At 65.9% G+C, this 22,599-nt stretch carries 22 protein-coding genes and 1 pseudogene; 11 read left to right on the top strand and 12 right to left on the bottom strand.

The window, feature by feature from the left end; genetic code table 11:
- The first annotated feature begins 26 nt into the window (after positions 1 to 26).
- Positions 27 to 2,576 carry a M4 family metallopeptidase gene (locus tag P9A17_RS23135; protein WP_278041087.1) on the top strand — a complete coding sequence of 850 codons (2,550 nt, stop codon included), beginning with the start codon at positions 27 to 29 and terminating at the stop codon, positions 2,574 to 2,576.
- Here the strand turns inward: P9A17_RS23135 and P9A17_RS23130 are convergent.
- Entirely contained in the window at positions 2,559 to 3,548 is a 990-nt protein-coding gene (locus tag P9A17_RS23130) for an alpha/beta fold hydrolase (protein WP_278041086.1), read from the bottom strand. The two genes, P9A17_RS23135 and P9A17_RS23130, sit on opposite strands and share 18 nt — an antisense overlap.
- A 44-nt stretch (positions 3,549 to 3,592) precedes the next feature.
- Here P9A17_RS23130 and P9A17_RS23125 point away from each other — a divergent pair, with 44 nt between their 5' ends.
- On the top strand, positions 3,593 to 4,264 hold the full coding sequence (locus P9A17_RS23125) for an AzlC family ABC transporter permease (RefSeq protein WP_278041085.1): 672 nt from the start codon (positions 3,593 to 3,595) through the stop codon (positions 4,262 to 4,264).
- Positions 4,257 to 4,583 carry an AzlD domain-containing protein gene (locus tag P9A17_RS23120; protein ID WP_278041084.1) on the top strand — a complete coding sequence of 109 codons (327 nt, stop codon included), beginning with the start codon at positions 4,257 to 4,259 and terminating at the stop codon, positions 4,581 to 4,583. Before P9A17_RS23125 ends, P9A17_RS23120 begins: the two co-directional genes overlap by 8 nt.
- 5 nt (positions 4,584 to 4,588) lie before the next feature.
- Here P9A17_RS23120 and P9A17_RS23115 read toward each other — a convergent pair whose 3' ends face one another.
- Positions 4,589 to 5,212 (bottom strand): TetR/AcrR family transcriptional regulator, encoded by a 624-nt coding sequence (locus P9A17_RS23115; protein ID WP_278041083.1) that lies wholly within the window; start codon positions 5,210 to 5,212, stop codon positions 4,589 to 4,591.
- Positions 5,213 to 5,282: 70 nt separating this feature from the next.
- Here P9A17_RS23115 and P9A17_RS23110 point away from each other — a divergent pair, with 70 nt between their 5' ends.
- Entirely contained in the window at positions 5,283 to 6,311 is a 1,029-nt protein-coding gene (locus tag P9A17_RS23110) for a Rieske 2Fe-2S domain-containing protein (RefSeq protein ID WP_278041082.1), read from the top strand.
- Between the two features lie 15 nt (positions 6,312 to 6,326).
- Positions 6,327 to 7,400, top strand: coding sequence for a dihydrodipicolinate reductase (locus P9A17_RS23105; RefSeq protein WP_278041081.1), 1,074 nt, complete (start codon positions 6,327 to 6,329; stop codon positions 7,398 to 7,400).
- Here P9A17_RS23105 and P9A17_RS23100 read toward each other — a convergent pair.
- Positions 7,390 to 8,613 (bottom strand): cytochrome P450, encoded by a 1,224-nt coding sequence (locus tag P9A17_RS23100; RefSeq protein WP_278041080.1) that lies wholly within the window; start codon positions 8,611 to 8,613, stop codon positions 7,390 to 7,392. The two genes, P9A17_RS23105 and P9A17_RS23100, sit on opposite strands and share 11 nt — an antisense overlap.
- A gap of 153 nt (positions 8,614 to 8,766) precedes the next feature.
- Here P9A17_RS23100 and P9A17_RS23095 point away from each other — a divergent pair, with 153 nt between their 5' ends.
- On the top strand, positions 8,767 to 9,345 hold the full coding sequence (locus tag P9A17_RS23095; protein ID WP_278041079.1) for a TetR/AcrR family transcriptional regulator: 579 nt from the start codon (positions 8,767 to 8,769) through the stop codon (positions 9,343 to 9,345).
- Here P9A17_RS23095 and P9A17_RS23090 read toward each other — a convergent pair.
- Complete coding sequence (locus P9A17_RS23090) at positions 9,317 to 10,930, bottom strand: 4Fe-4S binding protein (RefSeq protein WP_278041078.1); 1,614 nt, start codon at positions 10,928 to 10,930, stop codon at positions 9,317 to 9,319. The genes P9A17_RS23095 and P9A17_RS23090 overlap by 29 nt on opposite strands.
- A gap of 280 nt (positions 10,931 to 11,210) precedes the next feature.
- Here P9A17_RS23090 and P9A17_RS23085 point away from each other — a divergent pair, with 280 nt between their 5' ends.
- A complete protein-coding gene (locus P9A17_RS23085; RefSeq protein WP_278041077.1) occupies positions 11,211 to 12,635 on the top strand; it encodes an HNH endonuclease signature motif containing protein in 1,425 nt (474 codons plus the stop codon).
- 1 nt (position 12,636) lies between these two features.
- Here P9A17_RS23085 and P9A17_RS23080 read toward each other — a convergent pair whose 3' ends face one another.
- From P9A17_RS23080 to P9A17_RS23060, 5 genes are read right to left on the bottom strand one after another with little or no spacing between them, the layout of a single operon-like run.
- Positions 12,637 to 13,377, bottom strand: coding sequence for an SDR family NAD(P)-dependent oxidoreductase (locus P9A17_RS23080; RefSeq protein ID WP_278041076.1), 741 nt, complete (start codon positions 13,375 to 13,377; stop codon positions 12,637 to 12,639).
- A 24-nt stretch (positions 13,378 to 13,401) separates the two neighbouring features.
- On the bottom strand, positions 13,402 to 15,000 hold the full coding sequence (locus tag P9A17_RS23075; protein WP_278041075.1) for an ABC transporter ATP-binding protein: 1,599 nt from the start codon (positions 14,998 to 15,000) through the stop codon (positions 13,402 to 13,404).
- Positions 14,997 to 15,875 (bottom strand): ABC transporter permease, encoded by an 879-nt coding sequence (locus P9A17_RS23070; protein WP_278041074.1) that lies wholly within the window; start codon positions 15,873 to 15,875, stop codon positions 14,997 to 14,999. The genes P9A17_RS23075 and P9A17_RS23070 overlap by 4 nt, the downstream gene beginning before the upstream one ends.
- Positions 15,872 to 16,828: an ABC transporter permease gene (locus P9A17_RS23065; protein WP_278041073.1), complete on the bottom strand. Its 957-nt coding sequence runs from the start codon at positions 16,826 to 16,828 to the stop codon at positions 15,872 to 15,874. Before P9A17_RS23065 ends, P9A17_RS23070 begins: the two co-directional genes overlap by 4 nt.
- Complete coding sequence (locus tag P9A17_RS23060) at positions 16,825 to 18,363, bottom strand: ABC transporter substrate-binding protein (RefSeq protein ID WP_278041072.1); 1,539 nt, start codon at positions 18,361 to 18,363, stop codon at positions 16,825 to 16,827. The genes P9A17_RS23065 and P9A17_RS23060 overlap by 4 nt, the downstream gene beginning before the upstream one ends.
- An 88-nt stretch (positions 18,364 to 18,451) precedes the next feature.
- Between P9A17_RS23060 and P9A17_RS23055 the strand changes: the two genes are divergently transcribed.
- Entirely contained in the window at positions 18,452 to 18,967 is a 516-nt protein-coding gene (locus P9A17_RS23055) for a hypothetical protein (protein ID WP_278041071.1), read from the top strand.
- A complete protein-coding gene (locus tag P9A17_RS23050) occupies positions 18,967 to 20,052 on the top strand; it encodes a dihydrodipicolinate reductase (RefSeq protein WP_278041070.1) in 1,086 nt (361 codons plus the stop codon). Before P9A17_RS23055 ends, P9A17_RS23050 begins: the two co-directional genes overlap by 1 nt.
- Here the strand turns inward: P9A17_RS23050 and P9A17_RS23045 are convergent.
- A complete protein-coding gene (locus P9A17_RS23045) occupies positions 20,049 to 21,125 on the bottom strand; it encodes an SAM-dependent methyltransferase (RefSeq protein WP_278041069.1) in 1,077 nt (358 codons plus the stop codon). The genes P9A17_RS23050 and P9A17_RS23045 overlap by 4 nt on opposite strands.
- A 50-nt stretch (positions 21,126 to 21,175) precedes the next feature.
- Here P9A17_RS23045 and P9A17_RS33255 point away from each other — a divergent pair, with 50 nt between their 5' ends.
- A complete protein-coding gene (locus tag P9A17_RS33255) occupies positions 21,176 to 21,451 on the top strand; it encodes a hypothetical protein (RefSeq protein ID WP_347403855.1) in 276 nt (91 codons plus the stop codon).
- Between the two features lie 26 nt (positions 21,452 to 21,477).
- Complete coding sequence (locus tag P9A17_RS33250) at positions 21,478 to 21,771, top strand: SHOCT domain-containing protein (protein ID WP_347403854.1); 294 nt, start codon at positions 21,478 to 21,480, stop codon at positions 21,769 to 21,771.
- Between the two features lie 22 nt (positions 21,772 to 21,793).
- Here P9A17_RS33250 and P9A17_RS23035 read toward each other — a convergent pair whose 3' ends face one another.
- Together P9A17_RS23035 and P9A17_RS23030 are read right to left on the bottom strand one after the other, a co-directional pair.
- Entirely contained in the window at positions 21,794 to 22,417 is a 624-nt protein-coding gene (locus P9A17_RS23035; RefSeq protein WP_278041068.1) for an MBL fold metallo-hydrolase, read from the bottom strand.
- Positions 22,417 to 22,599: pseudogene (locus tag P9A17_RS23030) on the bottom strand (S-(hydroxymethyl)mycothiol dehydrogenase); the annotation flags it as partial. The gene P9A17_RS23035 and the pseudogene P9A17_RS23030, both read right to left, overlap by 1 nt.

The following is a 22,599-nucleotide window of genomic DNA, read 5'->3' as shown; positions in this document are numbered from 1 at the left end:
GGCTACACGCAACGCTGGGGGTCATTGTGGACTGGTGTCTCGACTCGCGCGCGCCTCGGCGCGGGCTCTACTCCGGGATCGTTCTGGCCGGTATCGGCGTAGGGATGGTCGTCGGGCAGGGGGTCGCAGCCGCCAGTCCGTCAGAAGGTGCCGACTCGTCGCAATCCGAGTCCACGGATTCGGGCCCGGCAGACAACGACTCCGATTCGACCACCGCTGCAGATCCTGCGGAGGCGGACGCCGACGACTCGGACGCGGAGCCGACCCGGAAGAGTTTGCGTTACGGCTCCGAGGACGACACGAAGACCGAGGACGACACGAAGACCGAGGACGACACCGAGACCGAGGACAGCGCGGACGCCGAGGCGGCGGACATCGAATCTGTCGAGGAAGAGTCGTCAGCGACCACGTCCAAACCCGAGGCCACCGTCCGCAGTCTCGTCAGCGCCCGGCCCGTCACGGCTGAGAGCATCGTCACCGACGTGCGAACGTGGGCGGGACTGCGCACCGCGCAGAGCGACCCACCTGTTCCGGCTACACCGGTCTCCGCGCTCGTGGAATCGCTGTGGCTGGCGGTGCGCCAAACCCAGTACACCTGGAACAACCAGCGGCCCGTCGCCGATGTGACGACGTCGGATCCGGGCCTCGGCGGCGCCGTCACCGGCAGCCTCAACGCCGTCGACTACGACGACACCGCGCTGACCTACGTCCTGTCCTCGGGTCCCGCATACGGCCGGGTCGCCATCGACGCGCTGGGGCGGTTCACGTACGCGCCGGGCGCCGGGGCCGCCGGCCGCGCCGACAAGTTCACGATCCGCATCGACGACACATCGGGAAATCCGTTCCATGTCCACGGCCTCCTGGGGTTGCTCGGCATCGCCAAGCCGACCGAGGTGACCATCAGCATCGCCGCCACATCACCTGCGGGCCTTGGCATTCCCTCCACGCTGGACATCGACGGTCTGACGTCGCGCAGCGGGGTCGCGATCACCCCCGGGCGCACCGGCGCGGTCAGTGTCATCGACGGCAGGTTCACCGACGACGTGGTCGTCAACGCCGACGACGCGGCGGCTGTGCTGAACGCGCTGGCCCCTGTCCTCGGTGCCCCCACCGGATTCGCCGGCAGCGCGAACGTGGTGGTATCGACGGCCGGCGTCGGTGACAGTGCCGAGCACTTCTACCGGTTCACCGAAACCGTCGCAGGTGTCACCGTTCTCGGCAGCGAAGTGATCCTGGTGACCGACGCCGACGGTGACGTCACCAGCGTGTTCAATTACTACCGCGGTCTCGGCGAGAACTTCGACATCACTCCCGACTCCGCCGTGGACGAGGCGCACGAGGTTCATCTCCTCGCGAGCAGCGCCTACCTCGGTGCCGGAGCCGATCCGGCGGATATCGAATCATTCATGGCGGCAAGCACTTTCACCAACGAACTCGTCGTGTTCACCGTGACCGAAGGCGCCGACCCCGCACTCGCCTGGCGAGTGGCGGTCCGCATTCCCGACACCGGGGAACTCGTGCCGTCGGGTGCCACCTATCTGATCGACGCCGACGGTGACAACGCGGGCGTCGTCATCCTCACGGTGTCCAATGCGCAAGCCGCCGCGGTGGTCACCACGGGTAAGGATTGGCTCGGCGACACACGGACGTTCACCGTCGACACCCGAAACCTGCTGTGGTTCAGCAGCACTGAGATGTCCGACCCGGCACGCAACATCACCACGTACAAGACCTCGTACGGGTTCTTCGGGCTCGGCTCACCGGTGCTGCCCGGCAAGGTGGTCAAGCGAAGCTTCTTCAGCGGGTGGGACACCTCGGCGGTGTCCGCGCACGCGAATGCCGCCGTGGTCTACGACTACTTCAAGAACGTCCTCGGGCGGGTGTCGTACGACAACAACGGCGCCCCGATCGTCATCAGCATCAAGTACCGGCCGAGCTCGTCGCCGCTGGGCTACTCGAACGCGTTCTGGGATTCGGGTCTGAAGCAATTTGCTTTCGGAGACAAGGGATATCTTCAGGCCGACGTCGATATCGTCGCCCACGAGTACACCCACGCAGTGATCTCCGGAATCCTCGGTGCTTCAGCTCTCGACTCCGGACAGTCCGGTGCGCTCAACGAGGCGTACGCCGACATCTTCGGGGTGCTGGTCGAGGGGAGTACCGGTGCGGACCGGTGGCTCATCGCCGAGGACTCCGGCAACGGCATCGTGCGCAATCTCGCCAATCCGAGTTCCGTCACCACCTCCTACGGGGCCTACCGGAGCCGCATGAGCACGATGTACACCGGCGATGGTGACGACCACGGCGAGCACGTCAACAGCACGATCTTCAGCCACGCGGCGTACCTGATGATGACCAACGCTGCTACCGCCGCCGTGTCCGACGAGACCTGGGCCAAGGTGTTCTACCACTCGATCCCGCGGCTGAGTTCGACGGCGCAGTTCGCCGACGGTCGGGCAGCGGTGCTCAGCTCCGCCGAGGCCCTGGGCCTGACCCTGGCTCAGCGACAGGCAATCGCGTCAGCCTTCGACACCGTCGAGATCTACGGCGCCCCAGTCTCATCCATCGCCGTCTGAGCGGTCCACCAGCACTGCACCGTCCGGCCTCGCGCCGAGGGTCTGAAGATCGATCGGCACGCCCCGCGCCGTCAGCCGGATGATCTCGGCCAGCTCGCCGGGGGCGTCGCACTGGACGTAGTGGTCGGCGCCCGGCACCACCCAGTAGCGGTTTCGGCCGGGCTTGGGTTTGACGTAGGTCTGCCACACGTGGTTCGCGACGCGCAGGGGTGCCACGCCGTCGTGCAGTCCCCAGACCAGCGTGGTGTCCACGTCGATGGTCGAAAGCCGTTCCAGCCAGCCGGTCTCGTCGGCGGCGCGCTCGTGAAGGTACTTCACCGTGTCCGGCAACACCCGGATACCGTCAGCGTGGGCAAAACACTTTGCCAATGCCGCGATTTCGGGATCCGCGAGAGTGCGGCGCGGCATGAAGGTCGTCGCTCCCAGGCCCGCTGCCAGCATGTCGGGCGTGGTCGCAGCGGCGGTCGCGCGTCCGGTGGTGTCATCGAGCAGCGCGACCTGGAATGCCGTCAGATTGGCCAGCGGCAGATAGATGTTCGCGTTCGTCATGAACACGTCGCTGGGCAGGCGCCCTATGTCGTCGAGCATCCCCAGCGCGATCATCCCGATGCTGCTGCCACGGTCGTGCGTGATCATCCGGAACTCGCCGAGTCGCCAGATGTCGGTGATCGCGTGCACCAGCAGCCGTGCGTCGTCGTAGAGCGAATAGGTGTACGGTTCCGGCGGTTTGCCCGAAAGCCCGTATCCGGGGAAGTCCAGGACATAGATGTCGAACTCGGCGCTCAATTCGCGGGCCAGCCCGTAGTAGTCGACGCCCGACGTCGGGAAGCCGTGGACGCACACCAGCGCGGGGGCGCCCGGGGTCCCCGCCCGCCGGGAAAAGATCTCCACCGCAGCCCCGGCGTTGGACGGTGTCGTGGAAACCCACGAGAAAATGGTTCCGTCACGGTGCCACTCGGCGAAGATGTCCATTCGTGGAAAGCTAGCTCCCTGATCCGAGTTCAGGAGGAGTTTTGTTGCGCGGTGTGCTGGCACTTTCGGCGCCCATCGGGCTGGCGTTCATCCCGCTCGGTATGGCGTTGGGGTTCCTTGTGGTGCACGCGGGACTGGCCTGGTGGTGGGCGCCGGTGTTCGCCGCCGTCATCTACGCGGGCTCGCTGGAGTTTCTGATGGTGCACCTGGCGGCGACGGCAGCTCCGATCGTGACGGTGGGGCTGACGACGTTCGTCGTGAATTCGCGGCATGTCTTCTATGCGCTGTCGTTTCCGTTGCACCGCGTTCGCGGCTTGCTCGGCAAGGCATACAGCACGTACACGCTGTCCGACGAGGCTTATGCCGTCGGGGTCAGCCCTGAGGCGCAGGCATGGACAACCCGTCCGATCCTGTTGATGCAATTGCTGTTTCATCTGTTGTGGGTCGCCGGCGCGACGCTGGGCGGCCTCGTCGGCGAGGCGCTGCCGATCGACCGGCTCGTGGGCCTGGACTTCGCGCTGACAGCTCTGTTCATCGTGCTGGGTATCGACGCCTTCCGTCAGCGACCCGACTGGCTCACCGCGACGACCGCCGCGGGGTGTGCGGTCGTTGCGTGGCTGGTGGTGCCCGGGCAGATGCTGGTGTGCGCATTCGCCGCCTTCACCGGTGTGCTGATCGCGCGGATGATGCTGGCGCGCAGGGCCGAACGTGCCTGACAACGGTTACATCGCGCTCCTCGTCGTGGTCAGCGCCGCCGTCACGTGGGCGCTGCGCGCGCTGCCGTTCGCAGTGCTGGCTCCGTTGCGCGGCAGCGCCGTCGTCAAGTACCTCAGCGTGCACATGCCGGTTGGCGTGATGGTGATCCTCGCGATCTACACGCTGAGCACCGTCGTCGGCGACACGCCCCGTCAGGTGGGGTGGCTGGCCGTCGCGGTCGTGGTGACTGCGGGGTTGCACCTGTGGCGGCGGCAGGCGTTGGTCAGCATCCTCGTCGGAACCGCGACGTACGTGACGCTGATGTCGCTGTGGGGTTGACGGGGTCAGTCGGACGACTGTAAGTAGGTGACCAGCGCATTGGTCAGCCCGCGACGTGCCACGTCGAGGTCGGCGAACGAGCCGAGTTGACGTTCCGAGACCAGACCCCGCATCGCGCCGGGGATCAGCGTCGCGACCTCGCGAACGCGTTCCTGGTCGACGCCGAGTCCGGCGAATGCATTGCGGCAGATCTCCAGCCACGACTGACCCCACGAGAACAGTTCGGCCGCGGTCTGCGGGTAGAGCCGCTGCAACTCGGCCGGGTCGCGGGGGAGTGCGGCCCGCAGATTTTCGATGGCGCGCGAATCAGGTTCTGCCAGGCCGTCATACAGGGTGTCGATGATGCTCGCGACCCGGTCGCGCAGCGATGCGTCGGCGACGACGGAGACGAACACGTCGGCACGACGCTCGGCGCTGCGGTGCAGCACGGCAGCCCAGAAACCGTCGGCGTCACCGAATTGGTACTGCACCGCGCCCCAGGTCGCCCCGATGTCCTTGGCGATCCGGTTCGCCGACACCGAGCCTGGATCGCCCGACGCCAGCGACTTCAGCGCGGCGTTGAGCATGTTCTCGCGGGTGGCCTGACCGCGCCGGTTGGGGCGCCGGGCCGGCGCGTCGACGTCGGTCATGAAGAGAGCGTACCGAAAGTTTCGTAGAACCTACTATGTTTCTTTCATTGAGTGCTCTACGATTCGGTCCATGGCCAAACCGCCCCTGTCGATGAAGCCGACTGGCTGGTTCCAGGTTGCCTGGTCCGATGAGCTCGGCGTCGGTGATGTCCACACGATGAAGTACTTCGGCCAGGAGATGGTCGCGTGGCGCGCCGAGTCCGGTCAGGTCACGGTGATGAACGCCTACTGCGAGCACCTGGGCGCGCACCTCGGCTTCGGCGGCACCGTGCACGGTGAGGTTCTGCAGTGCCCCTTCCATGGATGGCAGTGGAGCCAGCAGGGCCGCAACGTCTGCATTCCGTACGAGGACCGACCCAACCGGGGCCGTCGCATCAAGACCTATCCCGTCACCGAGCGCAACCAGTCGATCTACATCTGGCACGACATCGAAGGCCGTGAGCCGTTCTTCGAAGCGCCCGACATCTTCAGCGGTTTCGGCGACGGGTCGACCATCGACGACTACTACCCGCAGCAGCGCCTGTTCGAGCAGGGCCACGAGATGCACCCGCAGTACGTGCTCGAAAACGGCGTCGACTTCGCGCATTTCAAGTACGTGCACGGCACACCGATCAACCCGATCTTCACCCGCCACGACTTCGACGACCCGATCTCCTACGTCGACTTCACCATCACGTTCGAAGGCGACGACCAGCAGTCCATCACCGACGTGCAATCCGGGGTCGAGGCCATCAACGCCGGTCTCGGCATCGCGGTCACCAAGAGCTGGGGCATGATCGACAACCGCACCATCTCGGCCATCACGCCGGTCGACGAATCCACCTCCGATGTCCGCTTCATGGCCTACATCGGCAAGCCGAAGGGCGAGGTACGAAATCCCGAGCGCGCCAGGGTCAAAGCCGAGGAGTTCGGCTTGGAGATCATCCGCCAGTTCCGCCAGGACATCCATATCTGGTCCCACCAGCGGTACTCGGATCCGCCCGCGCTGGCGAGCTCGGAGTTGAAGGGTTTCACCGCGATCCGCGAGTGGGCCAAGAAGTTCTACCCCGACGGCTTGGGTGGCAGTGCCGCCGAGCTGGCAGCCAAATCCGCCCACTGACCCGAAAGGCCCTTCATGACGATCACGGTGTTCCAGGTTGCGACCGGCAATGTCGGCTCCGAGATGATCAAGCGGATGGCTGATCAGCCGGACCTCGAACTCATTGGTGTGCACTGCTATTCACCGGACAAGGTCGGCAGGGACGCAGGCGAACTCGCCGGCCTCGCCCCCAACGGCGTGACGGCGACCGGGTCGGTCGACGAGATCATCGCGGCCAAGCCCGATGTCGTTACCTTCCACGGCGTCTTCCCCGACGAAGACTTGTATGTGAAGGTGCTCGAGGCGGGCATCAACATCGTCACCACCGCCGACTGGATCACCGGGTTCCACCGTGACACCAATCATCCGCACCACTCGGGCAAGCCTGTCACCCAGCTTCTCCAAGAGGCTTGCGAGAAGGGCGGTTCGACGTTCTACGGCACCGGAATGAACCCCGGGCTGAACCAGATCCTCGGTGTCGTCTGCTCAGCGGACGTCGCCGAGATCGAGAACATCACGACGATTGAGTCCGTCGACGTCTCGTGCCACCACTCCAAGGACACCTGGATCGAGGTCGGTTACGGCCAGCCCGTCGACGACCCGGCGATCCCCGGCAAGCTCAAGAAGTACACCGAGGTCTTTGCCGACAGCGTCTACATGATGGCCGACTGCTTCGACCTCACCCTCGACGAGGTGACGTTCTCCTACGAGCTGGGCGCGTGCACCAAGGACGTCGACCTCGGCTGGTACAAGCTGCCCAAGGGGTCGTTGGGCGGCAACTACATCAAGTATCAAGGCATCGTCGACGGGGTGCCGCGCGTCGAGACGCATCTCGAATGGCAGATGACGCCGCACACCGACCCGAGCTGGGATATCAAGGGCTGCTACATCACCCAGATCAAGGGCGACCCGAACATCTACAACAAACACATGATCTTCCCGAAGCCCGGCGTCGACCTCTCCGATCCCGCCAACTTCGCGTCGATCGGGATGACGGTCACCGGTATGCCCGCTCTGAACTCGATCAAGTCGGTGGTCCGGGCAGCTCCGGGGATTATTACCAGCGCCGACCTGCCACTGCGTGGCTTCGCGGGACGCTTCAAGCTGTAATGGCGAGCGTCAGGCTCTCCAGTCGGCGGACGAGCAGGCTGGGGAGCCAGCGGCCGGGTTCGATCACCTCGATGTGCGAAGTCTCACGCAGCAGGTGCTCGATCACCATTGTGGCCTCCAGCCGCGCGAGTGCGGCGCCGACGCAGAAGTGGGCGCCTCTGCCGAATGCGATGTGACCCTTGCCGTTCGGTCGATCGATGCGGAAATCATCGGGATCCTCGAAATGTCGGGGGTCCCGGTTGGCGGCACCCCACAACAGGAGGAGCCGCGACCCCGCGGCAAGGTCCCGGCCGGCCAGGTGACAGTCGTTGCGCACATGACGGTAGTGCCCGCGGAAGGGCGGTTCGAAGCGCAGTACCTCTTCGAGGAATGCGGGGATGAGGCGGGGATCCGCTCGCAATTGCTGTTGCAGATCGGGTCGGGACGCGATGATCGCAGTTGCCGAGCCGATCAGCGACGCTGTCGACTCGCCGCCTGCACCGAACAGCGTCACCATCATCATCTGCGCGGTGAGTGCATCGAGTTCGCCTGCCGCACATGAGGATGCAAGTCCACCCATCAGAGTGTCCTGATGACTGCCTTCCTCACGGGCAAATCTGTCTGCGACATAGGCGGCCAGCTGCATGGCGGCGGTGCCGGATTGGGCGAGTTGCGCTTCGCTCACCAGGCCTTCCAGGAGCTGCGTGGCACCATATCCCCACTCGGCCAACTGATCCGCATCGTGGTGGGGCACGCCCATCAGCTCGCAGACCACCATCATCGGCAGGCGGTTGGCGATTGATCCCATCCACTCGACACGGTCGTTGCGCACCTCGTCGCGCCACAACTTCGCGAGCGTGTCGGCGACGAACCTCTCCAGCTCTCGAATCCGCTTGGCTGCCAGGTGCGGAACCAAGGTCTTCCGGTGCGCCGCGTGAAGGGGATCGTCGGCGATGGCGAGGACCTGAGTGGGACCGCCGAGGACATCCATCGGGAACACGCCGACGGACCCGTCCTCGTGGTACACCATCGTGCCCGTCAGGTTCGACGAGAAGTCCTCGGTGCGCGCGACGGCCTCGTTGACCGCATCCCAGCCGGAGACGGCAAAGAAGCCCGAATCGCCCACCCGATGGATCGGCCCATCGGCATGCATGAGCGCGTAGAGGCGATGGGGGTCCTGGAGGAACTCGTCCTCGAACAACGCCAGGCCAAGATCGATCGGTCTCACGGTCACCACGTCAGGAAAAGCCGTCCCGAGCCGTCTCGTCAATGCCTCGTGCGAGATAGAAACCCCAGGCCAGAGCGCGACGGCACCGAATTCTCACGCTGGCCCTCCGAGCTGCTGCGACGCTGAGATATCGAACCGTCTGTGTCTCATAATGAGATTGTGGCGGGAGGGAATCTCGAAGGCGGGGTCGTGCAGAACGACTGGTTGCTCGGTGATCGGCGCGCCGAGGCTGCCGAGCGCATCTACGCGGCGGCCACCGAACTGATCCTGCGCGACGGCCTTGACGCGTTCGACATGGTCGCGTTGCAGGCGCGGGTGCACTGTTCGCGGGCCACGATCTACCGCCACGTCGGTGGCAAGGCGCAGATCCGTGAAGCGGTGCTCATGCGCGAAGCGGAACGGATCATCACGACCGTCCGCGCAGCCGTCGACAGCCTCAGTGGCTCCGAGCGGACCGTCACCGCGGTGGTGGTCGCCCTCGAACGCATCCGGTCCGATCCAATGGGTCAGGCGCTGCTGAGTTCAATGCGCAGCGGCGACTTGAGCTCGGTCGGCCGCTCTCCGATGCTGCCCGCGTTGGCGGCCGAACTGACCGGAATCGCCGAGGGGGATTCGTCCGCTGCCCAGTGGATCGTGCGCGTGGTGCTGTCTCTGCTTGTCTGGCCGGTGGACGACCCGGTGTCCGAACGGGAGATGATCGCGCGATTCCTCAGCCCGGCGTCGAGCGCGCCGCGGTGAGAAGCTCCTCCACTGCAACGAATTTCACCCGCGGCCGGGATGCGGCGGACCCGCGGTCGCGTTCTGCGGAGTCGATCGCACGCCAGCCGGCCCAGTTCACCGGTGATACGCCACGCTCATCCATCAACGCGCGCAGGGCATCTCGCCCGGAGACAGACCGGCTCAGTGTCCCGTCGTCGAAATCGGCGAGCAGTGCGGCCACCGTCTCCTGAGCGCAGGAGCGGTTGGTGCCGATCACGCCCTGCGGACCGCGTTTGATCCAGCCGGTCACGTAGATCCCTGGAATCGGATGCCCAGCTTCGGCGATCACCCGTCCGCGGTCGTTCGGGATCGTGCCAGTTGCCTCGTCGAACGGTAGGTCGGGCTGCGGCGCTCCGCGATATCCGATGGAACGCAGCACCAATGACGTCTCGATGAGTTCGTCAGCCGTACCTGTCACGCGCAGGCCCGTCAACCGAGCGTCACCCTCGAACGCCGCGGGCGTGCAGTGGAAACGGAAGACCACGCGTTTGTTGCCCGGTGTGGTCTCCCTTTCCGCGTACTCCTTGGCGATCGCGAGCTTGGTGACCGTCTCGATGTCATCGTCGGGCTCGGGTTCGAGATCCGACCCCTCAGGGGTGTCGATCACGACGTCGAGCCCGGGAATGTGGCCGAGTGCCAAGAACTCTCCGACCGAGAACGCGCCGGCCCGGGGGCCGCGGCGGCCGAGGATGACCACTTCGTCGATTGCGCTGTCGGCCAACGCCTCCAGTGCGTGCCCGGCGATATCGGTACCTGCGAGGTGGTCGGGACCCGTCAGCAGGACTCGGGCGATGTCGAGGGCGACGTTGCCGTTGCCGACGATCACCGCGCGGCTGCCGGACAGGTCGAAGTTGTGCGACGCGTGGTCGGGGTGGCCGTTGTACCAGCCGACGAAGTCTGAGGCGGGGTGGCTGCCGGGAAGGTCTTCTCCGACGATGCCGAGGTCGCGGGTGGCAGGCGAGCCGACGGCGTAGATCACGGCGTGGTGATGGTCGAGGAGTTCCTGATGGCTGAGGTGGGTGCCGATCTCGACGTTGAGGTGGCAGCCGAATCGCTTGTCGGCGAACACCGAGCCGAACAGGTCCACGACGGATTTCGTGTGCAGGTGGTCGGGTGCGACACCGGCTCTGATCAATCCGAACGGAGTCGGCAGTCGCTCGAAGAGGTCGACTTCGACACCGTCGACGGCGATGAGTTCCTCGGCGGCGTAGCAGGCGGCAGGCCCTGCGCCGACCACGGCGACGCGCAGTGCGCCGGATTCGACGGGGGAGTGCGGCTTGGGGTGCGGTGTCGAATCCGGTTCGAGTGGGTGGCGCTCGAAGTAGGCGGCGTTGAGCTCGCGGAAGCGCTGAAGATGCTCGGGAAGGTCTTCCTCGTAGTGGATTGCGTCCACGGGACATTCGTCCATGCAGGCGCCGCAGTCGATGCAGGTCTCGGGATCGATGTACAGCATCTCGGTGCCGCTGAACTCACCGGGGCCGCCCGCTGGGCGAATGCAGTCGACCGGGCAGACGGGCACGCAACTGGCGTCTTTGCAGCAGTTCTGCGTGATCACGTAGGCCATGACGAAACCTCCATGCTGGACACTTGTCCAGTTTAGATCAGATGCGTGGGTGGGCACAATGTGGAAGTCAATAGTGTTCTGATTCAAAATATTTAGTCGGACCTCTTCTGGCTGTGCGGGGATTGGTGTTTCCCGCGCCCAACAGAATGGCGAGTTGATTCCTCAATTAATAGACATATGTCCAGTCGGTGCGACCGCGTCGGGGCATGTGACGTTCCGAGGCATCGGCGACGCCTCATTGCTGGGGGATTTGTCCGCGCGGTCTGGTAGTGTCGAACACATGTTCGAATCGGCGGAGGCGATTGATCTGGTCTTCGCGATGGAGTTCGCCTCGCGCGGGGAGAACCGGGCAATCGCCGAACGTCTGGCGGCCGTGGCCAAGCTGTACGAGCGACGCCGGAAGGACTATGCCGAGGCGGGCTTCTGGCGTACGGATCTCGTGGTGGTCGTCGGCGCAGAAGTATCGGCGGCGCAGAACATCAGCCGGGCGCGGGCGGAACACCAGGTGAGAATGTCGGTGTCGTTGCATGAGCGCTTGCCGCGGGTGGCGACGGTGTTCTCGCGGGGCGACATCGATCTACGCATGGTCCAGACTGTGCTGAGCCGCACCGACAACGTCGAGGATGACGTGATCGGCGCCCTCGACGAGGCCATAGCGCCGAAGCTCACTCAGTGGATGCGGTTGTCCAAGAATGACTTACGCGATCGGGTGGATACGTGGGTGGCGGAGTTCGACCCCGCTGCAGTTCGTGTGCCACCGGTTGCCAAGGACAATCTGTACGTCGATATCGAGCCTGACGTACCCGGGGTGGCGGCCCTCACGGGCTCGCTCGATGCCGGCGATGCCGCAGCACTGGATCAACGGCTGGATGCGTTGGCGGCAACGGTTTGTCCCAAAGATCCACGCACGCACAACAACCGACGGGCAGCTGCCACCGGTGCGCTGGGCCGCGGCGAATCATCGCTGGCGTGCCAGTGCGGTTCCCCGGACTGCCCGGCCACGGTGGTCGGAGAATCCGCGGCGAACGTGGTCATCCATATCCTGGCCGAGCGGGCCACCGTGGACGGTGCGAGCGACAGGCCGGGATATCTGGCGGGTTTCGGAGTGCTGCCCGCCGAGAACGTCCGCGCAGCCGCCGCCACGGCGAAGCTCAAACCCGTCCATCTTCCCGACGCCGAGCCTGAGAACGGGTACCGGCCGTCGGCGAGGCTCCGGGACTTCCTGCGTTGGCGCGACCTGACGTGCCGGTGGCCGGGCTGCGATGCCCCTGTGCTGCGTTGCGACGTCGACCACACGGTGCCGTGGCCGTACGGAGTCACGCATCCGTCGTCCACCAAGCATTACTGCCGCACGCATCATGTCATCAAGACTTTCCTCACCGGCCCCAATGGCTGGCGTGACGAACAGCGACCCGACGGGACGATCGTGTTGACGGCACCCACCGGAATCGTCTACGAGACTGAGCCTTTGGGTGCACTGCTGTTTCCTTCGCTGGCCACGCCGACGGCGCCGCTGCCCCAGGGGGACAAACCCGACGAATCGCTCGACAAGTCCTCGATGATGCCGCAACGCAAGCGAACCCGAGAACAGGACCGGCAGGCCCGCATCGCAGACGAACGCCGGCAACGTATGGAGATCGACGCCGAGAAAGAGCGCCAGCATCAGGCCTGGCTCGCCGAGACCTACGAACCGCCGCCGTTCTGAGTCAGCCGGCGCCTTTGCCGTTGTCCACGCGATAGACCGCGCCGTGCACTGCCGCGGCGTCGTCGCTCGCGAGGAACGCAATGGTCTTCGCGACGTCCTCGGTCTCCATGAATCCACGCGGGGAAGCGATCCGCAGGATCAGATCCCAGTCGGCGTTCTCCGGCGCCTCGAACTCGGTGCTCTGTGCAGTCGGCATCCCGCCCGGGCAGATCGCGTTGACGCGCAGCTTCTCTTTGGTGAACTCGATGGCGAGCGCGCGCGTCATACCGACCAGTCCATGCTTGGCGGCGCAATAGCCCGCCGAGTAAACCTCGCCCTCGACGCCGGCGATCGATGCGACGTTGACGATGTTGCCGCTCGTCTCCAGAAGATGCGGAATTGCGGCGCGGCACAGGTAGAACGGGCCGTTGAGATTGACCGACAGATCGGCTGTCCAGTCGGCGTCGGTCATCGAAACGGTGTGCCGCATCTTGTGGAATCCCGCGATGTTGGCCAAGACATCGAGGCGGCCGAACTGTGCGACGCAGTCCGCGACCGCCTGCGCACACGCCTCCGACGACGTGACATCCACCGACGAGTAGGCCCCGCCGGGGATATCGGCGAACACTTCGGCCATGCGCTCGGCATCCCGTGCGATCCCGAACACCGTGGCGCCGCGCTCGGCGAACAGTTTCGCCGTCGCCGCGCCCAGACCCGCCGATGCGCCCGTGACCAAGGCGACCTTGCCGCTCAGTTGACTCATGCCCATGACTTTCTCACGGGCTCGTCACACGGCGGCGCGGGGTCTCACCGGTGGAACAGCAGCCAGCAGGGCGCGGGTGTAGTCCTGCTCCGGCGCGCCGAACAACTCATCGGCCGGCCTGTTCTCGACGACCTCACCGTGGCGCATCACCAGCACTTCGTGGCTGAGCTGGCGGATGACCGCGAGGTCATGACCGATGAGCAGGTAGGCCAAACCCAACTCGGACTGCAGGCGCGACAACAGATCGAGCACCCGGGCCTGGACGGACACGTCCAGCGACGCGGTCGCCTCGTCGAGGATCAGCAGATCCGGTTCGGCGGCCAGAGCCCGGGCGATGCTGACCCGCTGACGCTGCCCGCCGGACAGCTCATGGGGATACCGTTGCGCGAAATCAGCAGGCAACCCGACGAGGTCGAGTAGTTCCCCGACTCGGCGTTTTCGCCCGTCCTTGCCGCCCGCCAACTTGTGCACCACCAGCGGTTCAGCAATCGAATGATCCACGCGCGAGCGCGGATTCAACGATGCGAACGGATCCTGAAACACCAGTCCGATGCGTCGACGCATGGCCTTGGCCGCCGATCCTTTGGTGTGCAGGACGTCATCGCCGGCCAAGGTGGAGGTGCCCGAGTCGGGTTTCACAAGGCCCGTCAGGGCGGCGGCAACGGTGGACTTGCCCGAACCGGATTCGCCAACCAGGCCCAACGTGGTGCCGCGGCGGATCCGGAACGACACATCTTTCACCGCGTGCACCGTCGAACGGCCGACCGGTGTCGACACCGAGAACTGAACGTCGAGCCCGTCGACCACCAACAGGTCCTCCGCGTCACCGACCGGCGGCGGACCGGCCTTGTCGAGCACAGGCCGGGCCGCCAGCAGATCGCGCGTGTAGTCCTCACGCGGGCGGTCGAAGACGTCCAAAATCGGCGCCTGCTCGATCGCCTCGCCGCTACGCATCACCGTCACCTGGTCGGCGACCTGGCCGATGACGCCGAGGTCGTGGCTGATCCACACCACCGCAGTGCCGAAATCGCGCTGCAAGGCGCGGACCAGCTCGATGATCTGCGCCTGCGTCGTCACGTCGAGCGCCGTGGTGGGTTCGTCGGCGATCAGCAGCTCGGGGTCACAGGCCAGAGCGATCGCGATCATCACTCGCTGGCGCTGTCCGCCCGACAGTTGATGCGGGTAAGCATGCAGGCGCATCTCCGGGTCGGGCAGCCCGACCGCTTCCAATAGTTCCAGTGCCCGGTCCCTGGCCGCGCGCCTGGTCAGGTTGCGATGCGTCTCAAGGGATTCGGTGATCTGCCGTTCCAGTGTCAGCAGCGGATTGAGCGACGTCCCCGGGTCCTGGAAGACGAAACCGATGCGCGCCCCGTGCACGGTGCGCAGCACGGCAGGCGATGCCCCGACCAGCTGGATGTCACCGGCCAGCGTGCTCGTTCCGGACACCCGCGCCCCAGGCGCATCCAGCAGTCCGGTCGCGGCCAGCACCGTCATCGTCTTGCCGGAGCCCGACTCGCCGACGATGCCGACCGTCTGTTCACGTGCCACGTCGAACGACACCCCGTCGACGATCGTGCGCGCACCGATTTGCACACCCAGATCGTGCACACCCAGAACGGTCACCGTTCTCGCCTCCTGGCTTCGATCGTGGTGCGCTGCTTGGGATCCAGCACGTCCCGCAGGCCGTCGCCGAACAGGTTGAACGCCAGCACGATCACGAAGATCGCCGCGCCGGGGAACACAGCCATCCACCACGCCATCGTCACGAAGCCCTGTGAATCGAAGATCATCCGGCCCAGCGACGGTTGCGGCGGCTGAATGCCCAAGCCCAGGAAGGACAGTGCGGCCTCCGACAGAATCGCGAACGCCAGCGACAGCGACGTCTGCACGATCAGCGGCCCGGCGATGTTCGGCAGGATGTGCCGCCGCAGGATGTACAGATCTCCGGTGCCCATCGCCCGCGACACCGACACATACGGCTCGGTGCGAACACCGAGGGTGCTGGCCCGCGCCACGCGCGCGAAGATCGGCGTATAGACGATGCCGATCGCCAGGATGGTCGTCGTCACGCCGGGGCCGAGGATCGCGACCACCGCCAGGGCGAGCAGCAGGACCGGGAACGCAAACATCACGTCCACGACGCGCATCAGCGCGGTGTCGAGCCAGCCGCCGCGGTATCCGGCGATCAGACCGACCGCGACACCGACGATCGCCGCGAATGCGACGCTCACCACCGCGATCTGCATGGAGGCCTGGATGGCCACCAGCACCCGCGACAGAACGTCGCGGCCCAACTCGTCGGTGCCGAACCAGTGCGAACCACTCGGCGGCTGCAACGCATTCGGGACGTCGACGTCGTTGACGCCGTACGGGACGATCCAATTCGCCGTCACCGCAACGGCCGCGACGGCGACCAGCACGACGGCGCTGACCAGCGTGACGGGGTTGCGGGCCAGCAGACCCCAGGATGACAGGCGCCCGTTCTCGATCGTCGTCATCCGAGCCGGATCCTCGGGTCCACGACGGCGTACAACACGTCGACGATGAGATTGATCAGCAGGAACAGCGCCGCGATCAGCAGCACGGCGCCCTGGATCAGGGGATAGTCGCGGGCCGCGACGGCGTTGAACACCAGGCGGCCCAGACCCGGCCACGCGAACACGACCTCGACGACGATCACCCCGCCCAGCAGCGTCGCGAGCTGGATGCCGGTAATGGTCAGGATCGGGACGAGCGCATTGCGCACGGTGTGGCGGAACGTCACGACGCGCGGCGGCAGACCTTTCGAGCGGGCGGTGCGCACATAACCCATCCCCGCGACCTCCAGCACCGCCGACCGGACGTAGCGGGTCAGGATCGCCGCGGCCACCACCCCGATGGTCAGCCCGGGCAGGATGATGTGGCGCAGCCAGCCGGCCGGGTCCTCGAACAGCGGCCGGTAACCCGACGTCGGCAGCCAGCCGAGCACCGTCGAGAACAGCGCGATCAGCAGGATGCCCATCCAGAAGTCCGGGATCGAGACGCCGAACTGGCTTGTGACACGGACGATTGCGTCGCTGAGCTTGCCTTCCCGCAGCGCCGAGTAGATGCCTGCGGGCAGGGCGATCGCCAACGCGACGACGATGCCCGCGAAGCCGAGTGACAGCGTGGCGGGAAGCCGCTCCAGAAGCGTGACCGTGACGGGGTCGCCGTTGCGGAAGCTGACGCCGAGATCGCCGGTCAGTGCCGAGCCGAGGTAGCCGAAGAACTGCGAGATCAACGGCCGGTCGAGTCCACTTGCGGCGCGCAGTGCTTCGTACGCCTCAGGGTTGTAGCGGGTTCCGAGTGCGATGCGGACAGGATCTCCGGGCACGAGGTGAACGAGCGCGAACACCACGATGATCACGCCGAACATCACGACCGCCGAGTACAGCAGTCTGCGGGCGACGAACCGGGCGATGGGATGGGTCACGCCCCACCGTCCTCGTTCAGCGTCGCGGTGCGGAACCGGACCGCGCCGTCGCGGCGTGCTTCGTAGCCGGACAGTGCCGGACTCCACGCCTGGATCACCGACGGGTTGTACAGGTAGATGTAGCTGACCTCATCGGCGATCAGCGTCGCAGCCTTCGCGTAATCGGATTTCCTTGTCGACTCGTCGATTTCGACGCGCCCCGCGTCGAGTAGACGGTCGACCTCTCGGTTGGAGAACTTCTGCGCGTTGCTGGTGCCGTCGGTGTGGTGCTGGGCGTAGTAGAAGTCGTCGGGGTCGATGTTGCCGAGCCACCCCATCATCAGCATGTCGAAGTTGCCGGAATTCTGTTCGTCGAGCCAGGTCGCGAAGTCGACGGTGCGGATGTTGACCGTGATGCCCAGCGGTGCAAGGTTGTCGGCGATGATCTGAGCCGCGGTGACCGTTTCGGGATACTCGGTGGTGACGAGCATGTCGAGGTTCGATGGCTGGGCACCGGCCTCCTGCAACAATTCTCGCGCCTTGTCGAGTCCGCCCGAGCTGTACCGGTCGTACGGCGTGAACCACGGGTTGCCCTCGGGGATGGCGAGCTGGTTCTTCGCAGCGGTGCCGTAGCTGGTGGCCTGCACGATCGCATCCCGGTCGATGGCGTAGGCGATGGCCTGACGCACCCGCACGTCGTTCCACGGTTCCCGCGCCTCGTTGAGTGCGAGATACCAGTAGTCGTTGCTCGGGGTGACGGCCAGTTCCAGCGAGTCGTCATCGCGCAGTTGCGTGACGCGCTGCGGGGGCACGGAGTCGGTCCAGTCGATCTCGCCGGCCTGCAGCGCCGAGAGCGCCGTCGACGGTTCGGAGATGAACCGGAACGTCACTCCGGACACGCCCGGCGGTCCGTCCCAGTAGTTCGGGTTGGCGCCCAGCGAGATCGAGTCACCGCTTTTCTGGCCGAGGAAGCTGAACGGACCGGTGCCGACGGGATGGGTGGCGATCTGTCCGCTCTCGACGTTGGCGCGCGACACGATGGCCATTCCCTTGAAGCCGCCGAGGTTGGTCAGCATGTTCGGGGTCGGCCGGTCCAGCCGCAGAACCACCGTTGCCGGATCGGGCGATTCGACGGCGGTGATCGAGCTGAACTTGTCGGAGTTTGTCAGCTCTTCGTCGATGATCCGGCGGTACGAGAACACGACGTCGTCGGCCGTCAGCGGAGTGCCATCGTGGAACGACACCCCGGGGCGCAGGTGAAACGTCCAGGTCAGTTGGTCGGGGCTGACCTCCCAGGACTCGGCGAGCGCCGGCTGCATCTGCAGGTTCGCGTCGGGTTCAACCAGGGTGTCGTAGACATTCTCGAGAACCTCGAACGAGAAGTACGCCGACGTCTTGTGTGGGTCGAGCTGATCCGGTTCGCCGGCGATCGCGACGATCAGCGAACCGGCCGCGCCCTGCCCGAGGTCGACCCGCTCCCCGGTCGAACAACCCGTCAGAACCGTCAAGAGAGTGCATATGGCGAGAACAGCGGCACGCACCGCCGCTCTCGCCATATGCCAACCACCCCGGGATAAGTTGCAGTTGCGGGTTGTCTACCCGAAGGCCCGAACGGCAAAACGCGGTGGTGGAATACTGCCTGGCATGTTGATGCTGCGCGGTATGGCCGCGGTCGCCGTCCTGGCTGGTGCTTCCGTAGGTGTAGCCGGCCCTGCCCAGGCGGACACGCCGGTGATGCAAGGCGTCTACAACTATGTGTCCGACGGGCAGACCGGGACGTGGACGCTCTACCCGTCGTGCGTCCCGACGGTCGGCGATCTCCGGGTGAATCTCGAGCTCCCCGTCGCCTGCCAGATCCACGTCGGCCCGTCCGACGGACTGACCGGCGGCGACGCGCGGCAGGTCGGCGGCAGGTGGAGTTTCACGACGCCCAAGAACGACGGGATGGAGTGCCCGGACGGCACGACCGCACCGACGGTCGAGGTATTCACGTTCAACGAAACCTCAGGAACGCGCAGCATCTCGCACAGCGGAGGATGCGGTCTGGCGCCCTCGATCATCGACATTCCGTTCACGCTGTCGTTCAAGGAGCCGCTCCCGATCCCGGTCGATCTGTACCCGCTGATCTGTGAGCCCGGCGGCCTGCGGCGGTGCTTCTGATGGCGGGATCCGACGTGAAACGCGTGGTGATCTGGGGGACCGGCTTCGTCGGCAAGATGGTGATCGCCGAGGTGGTCAAACACCCGAGGTTCGAATTGGTGGGGGTCGGCGTCAGCAACCCCGACAAGGTCGGTCGCGACGTCGGTGAGATCTGCGGCCTCGGTAGGGATCTCGGGCTGACGGCGACCGACGACGTGGACGCGCTGATCGCGCTGAAGCCCGACGCGCTGGTGCACTACGGTCCGACCGCCGCGCGCGCCGACGCCAACATCGAGCTGATCACCCGCTTCCTGCGGGCTGGTATCGACGTGTGCTCCACGTCGATGACACCGTGGATCTGGCCGACCATGCACCTCAACCCGCCCAACTGGATCGAACCGATCACCGTGGCGTGCGAGCTGGGTGAGTCGTCGTGCTTCACGACGGGCATCGATCCCGGGTTCGCCAACGACCTGTTCCCGATGACGTTGATGGGTCTGTGTTCGGAGGTCCGCAAGGTACGCGCCTCCGAACTGCTCGACTACACGAACTACGAAGGCGACTACGACCGCGAGATGGGCATCGGCAAGCCGCCCGAGTTCACGCCGATGTTGGAGAACTCCGACATCCTGGTATTCGCCTGGGGTGCAACGGTTCCGATGATCGCGCACGCGGCGGGGATCATGCTCGACGAGATCACCACGACGTGGGAGAAGTGGGTGACGCCCGACGAACGCAAGACCGCCAAGGGCATCATCGCGCCCGGGAACGTCGCCGCAGTCCGGTTCACCATCAACGGGGTGTACCAGGGGGAGACCCGGATCCAACTGGAGCACGTCAACCGGATCGGCAACGACGCCGCACCGGAGTGGCCGTCGGGCAACGAGAACGACGTGTACCGCGTCGACATCGAGGGCACCCCGAGCATCTTCCAGGAGACGGCCTTCCGGTTCACCGACGGTTCCGGGCGTGACGCCGCGGCTGCGGGGTGCCTGTCCACCGGACTGCGGGCGCTCAACGCGGTACCCGCCGTCAACGACCTGTCGCCCGGGTGGGTCACCGCGCTGGACCTCCCGCTGATCCCCGGGGTGGGGACCATCCGCTAGGACGTGCGCTTGACCAGGACCACGTGGGCCAGCGGAATCTGCATCCGTTCCGGAGCTGCCGCCAACCGCTCGAGAACGCCGGCTTCCAGCCGATCGAAGAACTCCGTCGCCCGGGACGGCTCGCCGCCGAGGGCGGGCAGCAACGCGGGGAACACCGCGGCCCGCGCGAACCCCGCCCACTTGGTGCCGAAACCCCGTGCGTCGCCGTCGATCCGATAGCGATCCCAGAAACGGTCCTCGGCGTCGAAAACCTCGAGGTGGTCGATCGAGAGTTGTTCGAACCGCCCCGACGGGGCGAACGGCGCCGCGAAATCGGCCGCGCGGCGCCCGACCGTCGGAACGCACATCGCGGCAACCTCGTCGTCGGTGATCACCCCGCTTCCCGCCAGTTCGGCGAGCGCGTCCACCATCGCCGCCAACAACGGCCGGTAGCCGAACTCACCGTCCTCGGCGATCGCCATCGTCATCACGACCAGCCGTCCGCCGGGGCACAACTCGCGGCCGCGGAACGCGACGAACTCGTGCCAGTCATGTGCGGCCTGCCTGGCGAAGGCCGACCGAACCGACTCGTCGGAGCACTGATTGACCTGGATGTGACCATCGATGTCGCAGGGGACCCGGCTCAGCCAGTGAATCGCCCACGCGCTCCATCCCAGATTGACGCTGTTGGACGGCAGGATCTGCGAGTAGAACGATCTTCCGACCGCCGAGGCGAAAGTCGCGCGGTCCTTGGCCAGGTAGGCGTCGGGGTCGTGCTCCAGGTTGTGGAACATCTCGGTGAAGTCGTTGTCGGGACTGTCGGTGTGCGCCACCAACACCGAGTGCTCGGGGCGGGTTCGCTTGCGCAGCACAGAGATTGCGGCACCGATCGGGAGAAGCGAATTGAGTCCGTTGGATGCGCCGTAGTCGGCGACGACGATCGGTTGAGGCGGTTTGGGGATCGGTACCTCCGCCGCCGCCTTCTCGAACACGGCGATCGCCGGCGCGAGCCCGGCGGCCTGCAGCCGGTTCGCGGCGCTGTAGGAGCCGCTGTCTTTCGGCTCCGGCCGCACGACGATGCTCGACTCAGCCATCTCTGTCACGGTAGTACCCGTGCGGCAAACGCGCCGCCGAACGTGCGCTCGTGCAACCGAAGATCGCGGCGATCACCGCGGTGTGCACGCTCGTCGTTGGTGGTGGTGGCCTGATCGTGTCGTTGATGCTCGGCGTATTCCTGTTCGACGACTTCGACGCCTACGGCGAAATTCCGGTCCCCGGATCGGGCAGCCTCCATCTGCCCGAGGGCGAGGTGACGGTCAACTTCCACACCGCGGTGACCGGTAGCTCCGACGGCGGTTTCCCTGTGCCGCCGCTGCGGCTCAGCATCGGGGGCAGGACGGCCTGCCCGACCCCGGTCTGAGCCGGGCGGCAGGTTCGGTGACGTCGGTGAACAACGATGTGCGCGTGCGGGTGTGGACTCTCCAGATCGCCGAAGCCGGCGTCTACGACATCGAGACCGGCGGCACCGTCGACGGCTACATCAACCCGCAACTGGCGTTCGGCCGCGACACCTCACCGGCCTGGATGCCGTGGGTCGACGGGCCCCCGGTCGACAGCTATCAGCCCACCGACCACGGCGTGCGCGTCGAACAGCTCAAGACACTTGCCGCGCTGCGCGATTCCGGCGCGCTGACCGAGGCCGAATTCGAATCCGAGAAACGGCGCGTCCTCGAGGGGTAACGGTTCAAGCCTGATTGACCGTTCAGCTGCCGCGCGACACCCACTCGTCGTAGTGCACGATCTCGTCGCCGACGGTCGTCGTGTCGCCGTGCCCCGTGTAGACCACGGTCTCGCCCGGCAGCTTCCCGAGCCGGCCCGAGATCGACTCCAGGATGGTCGGGAAGTCAGAGAAGGATCGCCCCGTCGCGCCGGGACCGCCCTGGAACAGCGTGTCCCCGCTGATCACGGCGCCCAGCTCGGGTGCATGCCAGCACACCGAACCGGGGGAGTGTCCCGGCGTGTGCAGTGCTCGCAACTCGATGCCGCCGACCGTCAACGCCAGACCGTCGGACACCCCGCGGAAGTCCTTGTCCGGATGCGTCATTCGCCACAACACGTCATCGGCGGGATGCAGCAGAACGGGCGCGTCGAGCGCCTCACCGAGCTGCGGAGCCACCGTCACATGGTCGTTGTGCCCGTGCGTGCACACCACCGCGACCACGTGGCGGCCGTTGACCGCCTCGATGATCGGCTCGGCGGTGTGGGCCGCGTCGAACACCACGACCTCCTTGTCGTCGCCGACCAACCAGATGTTGTTGTCGACGTCCCAGCTGCCGCCGTCGAGCTCGAAGGTGCCGCTGGTGACCAGTCGCTGAATGTTGGCCATCAGAGGACCACCACGGAGCGTAGGACTTCGCCGTTGTGCATTTTGTGGAAGGCGTCTTCGATGTGGTCGAGGGTGATGCGTTCGGAGACGAATTTGTCGAGGGGGAAGCGGCCTTGGAGGTAGAGGCTGATGAGGGTGGGGAAGTCGCGTTCGGGTAGGCAGTCGCCGTACCAGGAGGATTT

It is taken from the genome of Mycobacterium sp. 236(2023), assembly GCF_029623955.1.
Classification (GTDB): Bacteria; Actinomycetota; Actinomycetes; order Mycobacteriales; family Mycobacteriaceae; genus Mycobacterium.
Note: the sequence above shows the minus strand (reverse complement) of the source record. Positions and strands in the feature narration are given on the sequence as shown.